This is a genomic window from Variovorax sp. Varisp41 (assembly GCF_047325085.1).
Classification (GTDB): domain Bacteria; phylum Pseudomonadota; class Gammaproteobacteria; order Burkholderiales; family Burkholderiaceae_C; genus Variovorax.
Genome location: NZ_CP168541.1, coordinates 885,607 through 897,862 on the forward strand (window position 1 = coordinate 885,607; position 12,256 = coordinate 897,862).

At 70.1% G+C, this 12,256-nt stretch carries 9 protein-coding genes; 7 read left to right on the plus strand and 2 right to left on the minus strand.

Annotated features, from left to right (window positions below):
• Positions 1–7: 7 nt before the first annotated feature.
• The 4 genes from ACEN9J_RS35335 to ACEN9J_RS35350 are packed head-to-tail and all read left to right on the plus strand — an operon-like array spanning position 8 to position 5,167.
• Entirely contained in the window at positions 8–1,225 is a 1,218-nt protein-coding gene (locus tag ACEN9J_RS35335; protein WP_413765668.1) for a cytochrome P450, read from the plus strand.
• Complete coding sequence (locus tag ACEN9J_RS35340; RefSeq protein ID WP_413765669.1) at positions 1,222–2,442, plus strand: CaiB/BaiF CoA transferase family protein; 1,221 nt, start codon at positions 1,222–1,224, stop codon at positions 2,440–2,442. Before ACEN9J_RS35335 ends, ACEN9J_RS35340 begins: the two co-directional genes overlap by 4 nt.
• On the plus strand, positions 2,439–3,431 hold the full coding sequence (locus ACEN9J_RS35345) for an NADPH:quinone reductase (protein WP_413765670.1): 993 nt from the start codon (positions 2,439–2,441) through the stop codon (positions 3,429–3,431). Before ACEN9J_RS35340 ends, ACEN9J_RS35345 begins: the two co-directional genes overlap by 4 nt.
• A gap of 35 nt (positions 3,432–3,466) precedes the next feature.
• A complete protein-coding gene (locus ACEN9J_RS35350) occupies positions 3,467–5,167 on the plus strand; it encodes an FAD-dependent oxidoreductase (protein WP_413765671.1) in 1,701 nt (566 codons plus the stop codon).
• On the opposite strand, the gene ACEN9J_RS35355 is transcribed toward ACEN9J_RS35350, so the two are convergent.
• Positions 5,149–6,978, minus strand: a complete 1,830-nt coding sequence (locus tag ACEN9J_RS35355; protein WP_413765672.1) for a histidine kinase — start codon at positions 6,976–6,978, stop codon at positions 5,149–5,151. The two genes, ACEN9J_RS35350 and ACEN9J_RS35355, sit on opposite strands and share 19 nt — an antisense overlap.
• A 283-nt stretch (positions 6,979–7,261) precedes the next feature.
• Between ACEN9J_RS35355 and oxlT the strand changes: the two genes are divergently transcribed.
• Positions 7,262–8,593, plus strand: coding sequence for an oxalate/formate MFS antiporter (gene oxlT, locus ACEN9J_RS35360; RefSeq protein WP_261206040.1), 1,332 nt, complete (start codon positions 7,262–7,264; stop codon positions 8,591–8,593).
• A gap of 58 nt (positions 8,594–8,651) precedes the next feature.
• Here oxlT and ACEN9J_RS35365 read toward each other — a convergent pair whose 3' ends face one another.
• Positions 8,652–9,401: a response regulator transcription factor gene (locus ACEN9J_RS35365; protein ID WP_057593504.1), complete on the minus strand. Its 750-nt coding sequence runs from the start codon at positions 9,399–9,401 to the stop codon at positions 8,652–8,654.
• Positions 9,402–9,636: 235 nt separating this feature from the next.
• Between ACEN9J_RS35365 and ACEN9J_RS35370 the strand changes: the two genes are divergently transcribed.
• Both ACEN9J_RS35370 and ACEN9J_RS35375 read left to right on the plus strand, forming a co-directional pair.
• The gene (locus tag ACEN9J_RS35370) at positions 9,637–11,874 is read left to right on the plus strand and encodes an NADP-dependent isocitrate dehydrogenase (RefSeq protein WP_057593503.1); all 2,238 of its coding nucleotides are present in this window, start codon (positions 9,637–9,639) and stop codon (positions 11,872–11,874) included.
• A 26-nt stretch (positions 11,875–11,900) separates the two neighbouring features.
• Positions 11,901–12,254 (plus strand): DUF1161 domain-containing protein, encoded by a 354-nt coding sequence (locus ACEN9J_RS35375; protein ID WP_413765673.1) that lies wholly within the window; start codon positions 11,901–11,903, stop codon positions 12,252–12,254.
• Positions 12,255–12,256: the final 2 nt, after the last annotated feature.

A 12,256-nucleotide genomic window follows, 5' to 3' on the forward strand; every position in this document is an offset into this window, starting at 1 on the left:
CCCCTGCATGACCACCACCGCCGAACCCGTCGCGCTGCGCGACGCGCCCGTGCTGGACATCGACCCGTACGCGATCGAGGTGCTGCTCGATCCCTATCCGTTCCACGAAGCGCTGCGCGAAGCCGGTCCCGTGGCCTACATCGCGCCGCACGGCATCTATGCCGTGGGCCGCCATGCCGAGGCGAAGACGGTGCTGGCCGACCATGCGCGCTTCACCAACGCGGGCGGCATCGGCATCCAGGACATCCGCAAGCCCGGCGAGTTCCGCATCCCGAGCCGGCTGCTCGAGGCCGACCCGCCCGATCACACGAAGATCCGCTCGGTGGTCAAGCGCCTGCTGTCGCCGCTGGTGATCCGGCGCTGGAAGGAAGGCTTCGATCGCAAGGCCGAGGCCCTGGTCGATCGGCTGCTGGAGCAGCGCGAGTTCGACGGCGTGGAAGACTGCGCCGAGCGCTTCGTGCTCGAGGCCTTTCCGGCCGCGGTGGGCGTGCGCCTGCCACGCACCGAGACCCTGGCCATCGGCGAGATGCGCTTCAACCAGAGCGGGCCGCGCAACGCGCTCTACGAGCGCGCGATGCAGGCCGCGCAGCCCTACCTCGCATGGTTCGAGGAGAGCGTGTCGCGCCAGGGCGTGATTCCCGACTCGATCGCCGAGCTGCTGTTCCGCGCCGAGGACGCGGGCGAGCTCGACGAAGGCATCGCCTCGAACGTGGTGCGCAGCTTCGTGGGCGGCGGCACCGACTCGACCATCGCCGGCATCGGCTTCACGCTGCACCAGCTCGCGAAGAACCCGGCGCAGTGGGAGCGCGTGCGCGCCGAGCCGGCCAAGGTCAAGGCCGCGTTCGAGGAAGGCATCCGGCACGAGACGCCGTTCCAGGTCACCTACCGCACCACGCGCGGCGAGACCGAGCTCTCGGGCGTGCGCCTGGCCCCCGACACCAAGATCGGCGTGTTCATGGGCGCGGCCAACCGCGACCCGCGCCAGTTCCCCGAGCCCGAGCGCTTCGACGTCGACCGCCCCGCGCTCGCGGGCAGCCACGTGGCGCTGGGCAACGGCATCCATGCCTGCATCGGCCAGATGCTCGCGCGCCAGGAATCGGAAGCGCTGATCGGCGCGCTGAGCCGCCGCGTGGCGCGCATGGAACTCACGGCGCCGGCAAGCTACCGGCCGATCAACCAGATGCGCACGCTCGACCGGCTGCCGATGCGCATCGTGCCGGCATGACGGCGGGCAGCGAAGCGCGCGGTCCGCTCGCGGGCCTGAAGGTGCTCGAGATGGGCCAGCTGATCGCGGGCCCCTTCGCCGCCAAGACGCTCGGCGACTTCGGCGCCGAGGTCGTCAAGATCGAGCCGCCCGGCGCCGGCGATCCGCTGCGCAAGTGGCGGCTGCTGAAGGACGGCACCTCGGTCTGGTGGCAGGTGCAGTCGCGCAACAAGCGTTCGATCGCGCTCGATCTGCGGGACAGCGAGGCGCAGGCCATCGTGCGCCGGCTCGCCGCCGAGTCGGACGTGCTGATCGAGAACTTCCGCCCCGGCGCGCTCGAGGGCTGGGGGCTCGGTCCCGAGGCGCTGCTCGAGGCCAACCCGCGCCTGATCGTGCTGCGCGTGAGCGGCTACGGCCAGACCGGCCCCTACCGCGACCGTCCCGGCTTCGGCGTGGTGGCCGAGGCCATGGGCGGGCTGCGCCATCTCACGGCCGAACCCGGCCGGGTGCCGGTGCGCGTGGGCATCTCGCTGGGCGACACGCTGGCCGCGCTGCATGGCGTGATCGGCATCCTGATGGCGCTGCAGGAGCGCCAGCGCTCGGGCCGCGGCCAGGTGATCGACGTGGCGCTCTACGAGGCGGTGTTCAACTGCATGGAGAGCCTGCTGCCCGAGTACAGCGCCTTCGGCGCGGTGCGCGGCGCGGCCGGCAGCGCCCTGCCCGGCATCGCGCCGAGCAATGCCTACCTCTGCGGGGACGGCGGCTATGCGCTGATCGCGGGCAACGGCGACAGCATCTTCCGCCGGCTCATGGCGACGATCGAGCGACCCGATCTCGCGGCCGATCCGGCGCTGGCCGACAACGCCGGCCGCGTGGCGCGCGTGGCCGAACTCGATGCCGCCATCGGCGCCTGGACCGCGCAACGCGACGTGGCCGAGGTGCTCGCGCGGCTCGACGCGGCCTCGGTGCCGGCCGGTCGCATCTACTCGGTGGCCGACATCGCGGCCGATCCGCACTACCTCGCGCGCGGCATGCTGCAGACCATCGCCATGGGCGACGGCGATGCGCTGCAGGTGCCGGGCATCGTGCCCAAGCTCTCGCGCACGCCCGGTGCGCAGCGGCGCAACGCGCCACGCCTCGGACAGGACACCGACGCGGTGCTCGCCGAGATCGGCCTCACGCCCGCGCAGATCGCCGAGCTCAAGCGGCGCGGCGTCGTCGCGGGCAGCGAAGCATGAGCTCGATGCGCGCCGCCTTCTACACGCGGCAGGGCGAAGCGGCCGAGGTGATCCGCATCGGCGAGCAGCCGCGGCCCGAGCCCGGCCCGGGCGAAGTGCGGGTGCGGCTTGGCAGCTCGGGCGTGAACCCCTCCGACTGGAAGATGCGGCGCGGCGGCGGCGGTCGCGCGCTGGTGGCGCCGCTGATCGTTCCGCACAGCGACGGCGCCGGCGTGATCGATGCGGTGGGCGATGGCGTGCCCGCCGCGCGCATCGGCGAACGCGTGTGGACCTGGAACGCCCAGTGGCGGCGCGCCTTCGGCACCGCGGCCGACTACGTCGCGCTGCCGTCCGCGCAGGCCGTGCCGCTGCCGGCCGCGCTGGGCTTCGCCGAGGGCGCCTGCCTCGGCATTCCCGCCTTCACCGCGCTGCATGCGGTGCGCCTGTCCGAATGCGGACCCGGCCAGCGCGTGCTGGTGGCGGGCGGCGCCGGGTCGGTGGGCCACTATGCGATCCAGTTCGCGAAGCTGCGCGGCGCGGAGGTCATCGCCAGCGTGAGTTCGGCGCGCAAGGCCGCGCACGCGGTCGCGGCCGGTGCCGACCATGTCGTGGACTACCGCGAGCAGGACCTCGGCGACAGCGTGCAGGCCCTCACGGGCGGCGCGGGCGTGGACCGCGTGATCGAGGTCGACCTCGCGAACAACGCGGCGCGTTACCCAAAGCTGCTGAAGCCCGGCGCGCGCGTCGTGGTCTACGGCACGACCGGCATGGACGCCGTGCTGCCGGCCGTGGTGCTGATGCAGAGGAGCGCCGAACTGCGCTTCTTCACCATCTACGAGATCGCACCCAGCGAGCGCGAGGCCTGCCTGCGCGAACTGCTGCCGCTGCTCGAGGACGACCTGCTGCTGCACACCATCGGCCAGTTGCTGCCGCTCGAGGAGATCGTGCGCGCGCACGAGCTGGTCGAGCGCGGCGAGGTGCTGGGCAACGTCGTGCTCGCCATCGACTGATCTTCATTCTTCCCATCGTTTCCCGGAGGTTCCCCATGATCGAAACCGACGTCGTCATCATCGGCAGCGGCGCGGCCGGGCTCACCGCCGCCATCACCGCGCGCCAGCTGGGCCTGGAGGTGCTGGTGGTCGAGAAGACCGCGCTGTTCGGCGGCACCACCGCCTACTCGGGCGGCGCGCCGTGGATTCCGTGCAACCACGTGATGAAGCAGATCGGCCTCGACGATTCGCGCGCGGCCGCCGAGACCTACCTGCGTGCCGTGCTCGGCGAGGCCTACCGCGACGACCTCGTCGCGAGCTACCTCGACCACGCGCCCGAGATGCTGGCCTTCATGGAGCGGCACTCCGAGGTGCGCTTCAAGCCCTTTCCGCTGCCCGACTACGAATCGGACCTGCCGGGCGCCGCGCGCAGCCGCTCGCTGCTGACCCAGGCCTTCGACGGCCGGCTGCTCGGCCACCGCCTGGCCGACCTGCGCATGCCGCTGCCGCAGCTCATGCTGTTCGGCAGCATGCAGATCGAGGGCGCAGACATCCACCCGATGCGCCATGCGCTCAAGACCTGGGCCGGGTTTCGCCACACCGCACGCGTGATGCGGCGCTTCGTCGCCGACCGGCTGCGCTACGGGCGCGGCACGCGCATCGTCAACGGCAACGCGCTGGCCGCGCGGCTGTTTCATTCGGCGATCCAGGCCGGCGTGACTTTGTGGAAGAACACGCCCGCGCTCGAACTGGCCATGGAGGACGGCCGCGTGACCGGCGTGGAGATCGAGCGCGAGGGCCGCCGCATGCAGGTGCTCGCGCGGCGCGGCGTGCTGCTGGCCACCGGCGGCTATGGCGCGAGCGAGGCGATGCGCCGCAAGCACATTCCGTTCGCCGAGCACCACCATTCGCTGCAGCCCGAGGGCAACGTCGGCGACGGCGTGCGCCTCGGCGTGGCGGCCGGCGGCCTGCACGACCCGGCCCATGCGGGCGACTGCATCTGGACGCCGGTGTCGGTGCTGCGCAAGCCCGACGGCGGCATCGTCAGGTATCCGCACATCTTCATCGACCGCGCCATGCCCGGCTGCATCGCCGTGGGGCCCGATGGGCGGCGCTTCGTCAACGAGGGCGGGTCGTACCAGACCTTCGTGGGCACGATGCACCGGCGGGGCATCACCACGGCGCACCTGATCGCCAATCGCGACTTCCTTCGCCGCTACGGGCTGGGCCTCGCGCGGCCCGCGCCCTTCAGCGCGCGCTCGCTGATCGAGGCCGGCTACCTGGTCGAGGCGCCGACGCTGACGCAGCTGGCCGGGCGGCTCCAGATCGATCCGGGCGAACTCGAGGCCACGGTGCGGCGCTTCAACGAAGGCGCGGCGCGCGGCGAGGACCCGGAGTTCGGCAAGGGCGCCGACGCGCACTCGCGCTTTCGCGGCGACCAGACGCATGCGCCCAATCCGGGCGTGGCGCCGATCGGCGACGGGCCCTACTACGCGCTCGCGCTGCATCCGGGCGATCTCAGCACGGTGGGCGGCCTCGAGACCGATGCCGAGGCCCGGGTGCTGACGCCACGGGGCGTACCGATCGAGGGGCTCTACGCGGCCGGGCTCGACATGAACTCCATCATGCGCGGACGCTATCCGGGCGGTGGCAGCAGCATCGGGCCGGCGATGACCTTCGGCTACATCGCGGCGCGGCAGATGGCGCAGGCGCGATCGTCGATGCCGCGGGCCGACGCTCAGACGATCGGCGCGTAGCCGGGCGCGGCCCAGCGCAGGCTCACGCGCGTGCCCTGCCCGGGCCGGCTGTCGATGTCCAGCCGCACACCCATCGCCTCGGCCTGCTCGCGCAAGCCGACCAGCCCGTAGTGCCCGGGCGCGATGGCCCGGCTGTCGAAGCCCACGCCATCGTCCGCGATCTCCAGGTGCAGAACGCCGGGGTCGGCACGCCGCAGGCGCAGGCCCAGATGCCGCGCGCCCGCGTGCCGCTCGACATTGCGCAGCAGCTCCTCGCACATGCGGTAGACCGTTTCCGCGGGCTCGGCGGCCAGCGCCGGCAGCCCGGGCGCGAGCTCGCAGTCCACGGCGATGCCCGTGCGCTCGCTGGTGCCCCTGGCCAGCTCGGTCAGCGCCGCGCCCAGCCCGATGTCGCGCACCGGGTTGCTGCGCAGTTGGTCGATGGCGCGGCGCGCCTCGTCCAGGCCCTCGCGCGCGGCCTGTTCGGCACGCATCAGCTCGTCGGGCAGCTGCTGCGGCTGCGCGGTCGCGATGTGCTTGAGCACGCGGATCTCGGTGAGCATGGCCATCATCGAATGCGCCAGCGTGTCGTGCAGGTCGCGCGCCATGCGCAGGCGCTCGCGCATCACGGCGGACTCGCGCGACTCCTGCGCCAGCCGGCTGATCTCCATGGTGCGCTGGCGCACGCGCTCGTCGAGTTCCGCGTTGAGCAGGCGCAGTTCGTCGCGCTCGCGCTGCAGGGTGTCGAGCAGCCGGTCGAGCGCGGTGCCCAGGCGCGCCGCCTCGTCGGCGCCCTCGGGCACCTCGATGCGCGAGGCGCTGCCGGCGAGCACCGCATCGGCCGAGCTCGCGATCGCGCTCACGCGATGGGTCAGGCGGTGCGTCATCGCCACGCCGACCACCGCGGCGCACAGGCCCAGCATGCTGAGCACCAGCGTGATGCGCCATTCGATGGCGGTCGCGAACGAAGCCAGCGACGCCACCGGTTCCACCACCACCACGCGCCAGCCCAGGCGCCGCAAGGTGCCGTCGCGCTCGGTGCGCGGCGCCGCCACCAGGAAGGGCTTGTTGTCGACCAGCCGCCGCACCCGGATGCGCGCCGGCAGGTCGGCGCCATCGGTGCCCAGGCCCGCGACCGTCGGGTCGAAGGGCGCGGCCAGGTCGCCGGTCTCGCGCCAGCGCGTGCCGAGCAGGGCCGCCGGGCCGTGGCGCACCATGCCGTCGCGGTCGATCAGCAGCCACTCGCCCGGCGAGGCCTTGATGCCGGACACCGTGTGGTCCACCCACTGCCAACTGAGCTGCGCCGCGACCACGCCGACGATGGCGCCATCGGCATTGCTCACCGGCGCGCTGAGCTTGAGGAAATGCTCGCCCGGCGAGCGGCCCTCCTCGATCCACGCGTCGGCCAGCCCCTGCGAGATCCACGCATGCTGGTTGACGTTCTGGCCCACCACCTGGCTGTCGGTGGCGGCGACGATGAAGCCGTCCGCATCGGTCAGCGCCAGCCATATCAGGTCCGGCACGCCACGGTGCACCGCTTCGAGCGAGCGCTGCCGCCACGCGGCATCGTCGCCCTGCACGTCCTGCGACAGGATCGAGGCCACCACGCTCACCGACTGCAGGCGCAACAGCATCGCGGTATCGAGCTCGGCGCTGACGTGCTCGCCGGCCGTCTCCAGCCGCTGCGAGTGCACCTCGAGCAGGGTCGAGCGCACGAAGCTGCGCAGCCAGAGATTGGCCGCCAGCGCCAGGCAGATGGCCAGCGCGATCATCAGCCAGCCGATCGCGGCGGCGAGGCTGCGCCGGGGGTCGATGCGCTGCAGCAGGCTCATCGAGGGGTCGAGGCCGGCGAGGCGGAAGGGGGGCGCGCGGTCATGGGCGGCGCATTGTCGCAAAGGACCCGCGGCGCGTCAGCCCATGACTTTCGGTATGGGCACTTACCCTGACATCTCGGGGTTTTCCTCGGGTCGCGGCGTGACTTCCGGCAGGCGCGAGCAGTTATTTTCGAGACGACAGTTGCGTCCATCGCGCAGCGTGTCGAGAGATGCGCCACATCCACCCAGTTCGACAGCGCCGCGACGCGATCGGCGCGACCTGCCAAGGAGACATTCGACAATGAGCACCCCCACATCCCTCTCGCCGGCCGTCGGCGCCTCGGCCGGCGTCCCGGTACGCTGGTACGCCAGCCGCTGGACGCAGCTGGTCGTCGGCATCGTCTGCATGATCGCGACCGCGAACATCCAGTACGCGTGGACGCTGTTCGTGCCCGAGATCCAGAAGTCCTTCGGCTGGGAACGCGCCTCGATCCAGATCGCCTTCACCATCTTCGTGCTGGTCCAGACCTGGCTGGCGCCGATCGAGGGCTACTTCATCGACAAGTTCGGGCCACGGCTGATCGTGGCATTCGGCGCGGTCTTCATCGGCGCGGCCTGGGTCATCAACTCGCAGGCGACCACGCTGCTGGGCTTCTACATCGGCGCGGCCGTCGGCGGCATCGGCGTGGGATCGATCTACGCCACCTGCATCAACAACGCACTCAAGTGGTTCCCCGACCGCCGCGGCCTGGCCGTGGGCCTGACGGCCGGCGGCTACGGCGCCGGCTCGGCCGCGACCATCCTGCCGATCGCCGCGATGATCGAGTCGTCGGGATTCCAGGAAGCCTTCTTCTTCTTCGGCGTGATGCAGGGTTCGCTGGCCTTCCTGGCCGCGTGGTTCCTGCGGGCCCCGAAGGCGCACGAGATCCGCGCCTCGGCCAAGCTCACCCAGAGCCGCCGCGACTACACGCTGAAGGAGGCGCTCAACACCCGCCTGTTCTGGCTGATGCTGCTCATGTTCTCGTGCGTGGTCACCGGCGGCATGATGGCCGTGGCGCAACTGGGCGTGATCGCGCAGGACCTGGGCGTGAAGGAGTTCAAGGTCGACCTCTACTTCTTCGTCATGGCCGCGCTGCCGCTGGCGCTGATGCTCGACCGAGTGATGAACGGCATCTCGCGCCCCCTGTTCGGCTGGATCTCCGACCACATCGGCCGCGAGAAGACCATGGTGATCGCCTTCACGCTCGAGGGCATCGGCATCATCGCGCTGGGCTACTTCGGCCACAACCCGTGGGCCTTCCTGATCCTGTCGGGCGTGGTGTTCCTGGCCTGGGGCGAGGTCTATTCGCTGTTCTCCGCGCTGGCCGGCGACGCCTTCGGCACCAAGCACATCGGCAAGATCTACGGCGTGCTGTACTGCGCCAAGGGCATCGGCGCGCTGTTCGTGCCCATCGGCAACCTGATGATGGAAGCCACCGGCACCTGGTCGACCGTGCTCTACACCGTGGCGGGGCTGGACCTGTTCGCAGCCTTCCTGGCCATCGTGGCGCTGCGGCCGATGCTCAAGGCGCACGTCGAGGCCTCGTCCGCGAATCCCGCGGGCAAGCATGGACGCTTCGGATTGAGCGAATGACCCGCTTCAGCGAATGAGCGGATGAACGACGCCGGGCACGACCCGGCGTCTTTTTTTCTCAGGGCTGTTTTCTTCGCGCGAGCACGAGCACCGCCAGTTCGGTGCGCGTGTTCGCGTGAAGCTTCTGCATGATGCGGCTCGCGTGGTTCTTCACCGTGCCTTCGGCCAGGTTCAGCGCCGCCGCGATCTGACGGTTGCTCTGGCCCTTGGCGATCAGGTCGAGCACCACGGCCTCGCGCTCGGTCAGCGGGTCGGGCGCCTCCTGCGCTTCGGCCGACTCGGGCTCGGCGGAGGCCGGCGGGTCTTCCGCCGCCACGTCCTGCGCCACGTGGTTGGCCAGCAGCCGGAACTGGTCCATCACCTTGCGCGCGATCTGCGGCGTCATGCGCGACTCGCCGCGATGCACCGCGCGCACCGTGTCCAGCACCTCGTCCTCCGAGGCGTCCTTGAGCAGGTAGGCCTGCGCGCCGGCGCGCACCGCGTCGAACACCAGGTCGTCGCGGTCGAAGGTGGTCAGCACCATCACGCGGGTGCGCGGCAGCGCGGCCGTGATCTCGCGCGTGGCCAGCACGCCGCTCTGGCGCGGCATGCGCAGGTCCATCAGCACCACGTCGGGCAGCAGGCGCCGCGCCAGCTCCACCACCTCCATGCCGTCGGCGGCCTGGCCGACCACCTGGATGTCGGATGCGGCGTCCAGCAGCATGGCCATGCCGCGGCGGATCAGGGGCTGGTCGTCGGCGACGAGGACGCGGATCTGCGGGTCGGTGGGCGCAAGGGGGGGAACGGCCGAAACGGTGGTGGCGCTCATGGGGGCCTCATTGTGCGATGCAAGGCGGCCCGCGGCGGGCAGGGATGGCCCTGAGGTCCGGGGATATTTTCGGGTTCCGGGCGCCTGAGACACCCCCCCGCACCAGGGTTTCGGGGGCCCATTGGCCAGCCCCGGCCCCGGTCGCGCGACAATCCGGGGTTACGGCCAAAAAAGGGCCACCCCCTGACGGCCGGAAATTCCAGCACTTGACAACCTGCATCTACGGAAGAAGCGCATGAGCACGAAGCAACCCACCATCGTCTACACCCTGACCGACGAGGCGCCCCTGCTGGCGACCTACGCATTCCTGCCCATCATCCGCGCCTTCGCGAATCCGGCCGGGATCAACGTCGAAACCAGCGACATCTCCGTGGCGGCCCGCATCCTGGGCGAGTTCCCCGAACTGCTGAGCGACGACCAGAAAGTGCCGGACAACCTCGCCGAGCTGGGCAAGCTGACCCTCAAGCCCGAAGCCAACATCATCAAGCTGCCCAACATCAGCGCCTCGGTGGCCCAGCTCAAGTCGGCCATCAAGGAACTGCAGGGCAAGGGCTACAAGATCCCCGACTACCCCGAAAACCCGACCACGGACGAGGAAAAGGACATCCGCGCGCGCTACAACAAGTGCACCGGCAGCGCCGTGAACCCCGTGCTGCGCGAAGGCAACTCCGACCGCCGCGCGCCCAAGGCCGTCAAGGAATACGCCCGCAAGAACCCGCACAGCATGGCCGACTGGAGCCAGGCCTCGCGCTCGCACGTCTCGCACATGCACGGCGGCGACTTCTACCACGGCGAGAAGTCCATGACCCTGGACCGCGCGCGCAACGTCAAGATGGAGCTCATCACCAAGAGCGGCAAGACCATCGTGCTCAAGCCCAAGGTCGCGCTGCTGGACCGCGAGGTCATCGACTCCATGTTCATGAGCAAGAAGGCCCTGCTCGAGTTCTACGAGAAGGAGATCGAGGACGCGCACAAGACCGGCGTGATGTTCTCGCTGCACGTCAAGGCCACCATGATGAAGGTCTCGCACCCCATCGTGTTCGGCCACTGCGTGAAGATCTTCTACAAGGAAGCCTTCGAGAAGCACGGCAAGCTGTTCGACGAGCTGGGCATCAACGTCAACAACGGCATGGTCGACCTCTACAACAAGATCGCCACCCTGCCCCAGAGCACCCAGGACGAGATCAAGCGCGACCTGCACGCCTGCCACGAGCATCGCCCCGAACTCGCCATGGTCGACTCGGCCAAGGGCATCACCAACTTCCATTCGCCCAACGACGTGATCGTGGATGCCTCCATGCCCGCGATGATCCGCAACGGCGGCAAGATGTGGGGCGCCGACGGCCGCCTGAAGGACGTGAAGGCCGTGATGCCCGAATCGACCTTCGCCCGCATCTACCAGGAGATGATCAACTTCTGCAAGTGGCACGGCGCCTTCGACCCCAAGACCATGGGCACCGTGCCCAACGTCGGCCTGATGGCGCAGAAGGCCGAGGAGTACGGCTCGCACGACAAGACCTTCGAGATCCCCGAGGACGGCGTCGCCAACATCACCGACCTGGACACCGGCGAAGTGCTGATGAGCGAGGACGTGGAGCAGGGCGACATCTGGCGCATGTGCCAGGTCAAGGACGCCGCGATCCGCGACTGGGTCAAGCTGGCCGTCACGCGCGCGCGCAACTCCGGCATGCCGGTCGTGTTCTGGCTCGACGCCTACCGCCCGCACGAGGCCCAGCTGATCACCAAGGTCAAGATGTACCTGCACGAGCACAACACCTCGGGCCTGGACATCCAGATCATGAGCCAGGTGCGCGCCATGCGCTACACGCTGGAACGCGTGGTCCGCGGCCTCGACACCATCAGCGCCACCGGCAACATCCTGCGCGACTACCTGACCGACCTGTTCCCGATCATGGAGCTGGGCACCTCGGCCAAGATGCTGTCGATCGTGCCGCTGATGGCCGGCGGCGGCCTCTACGAGACCGGCGCGGGCGGCTCGGCCCCCAAGCACGTGCAGCAGCTGGTGGAAGAGAACCACCTGCGCTGGGATTCGCTCGGCGAGTTCCTCGCGCTGGCCGTGAGCCTGGAGGACCTGGGGATCAAGACCGGCAACCAGAAGGCCAAGATCCTCGCCAAGACCCTGGACACCGCCACCGGCAAGCTGCTCGACAACAACAAGAACCCCTCGCCCAAGACCGGCCAGCTCGACAACCGCGGCAGCCAGTTCTATCTGGCGATGTACTGGGCGCAGGAACTGGCCGCGCAGACCGACGACAAGGAGCTGCAGGCCGCCTTCGTCAAGCTGGCCGACACCCTCGCCGCCAACGAGCAGAAGATCGTCGAGGAACTCGCCGCCGTGCAGGGCAAGGCCGTGGACATCGGCGGCTACTACCTCGCCGACAAGGTGAAGTTCGAGGCCGTGATGCGCCCGAGCGCCACGCTCAACGCGGCGCTGGCCTCGGCCCAGGGCTGATCGGCATCGCGCGGGTGGCAGCAGCCATGAAGCCCTCCTGGCTCGCGATGCTCCCCGCCGTGCTGGCCCTGGCCGGCGCGGCGGGCAGCGCGCACGCGGCCGAGGACTGCGAGGCCCTGCGCACCCGCATCGAGTCGAAGATCGCCGCCGCCGGCGTGGCGCGCTTCACCGTGGCCGTCGTCGATGCCAACGCGTCGACGAGCGGGCAGGTGGTGGGCAGCTGCGAGCTGGGCAGCAGGAAGATCGTCTATGAGAGGGACGTCGGCACTGGCGCGGGCTCGGCGCCGTTGGCGGCGGGGCCGGGCTCGGCTTCGGTGGGGGAGCCGATGCTGACCGAGTGCAGGGATGGGACTGTATCGATGGGTGGGGATTGCAAGTAGCG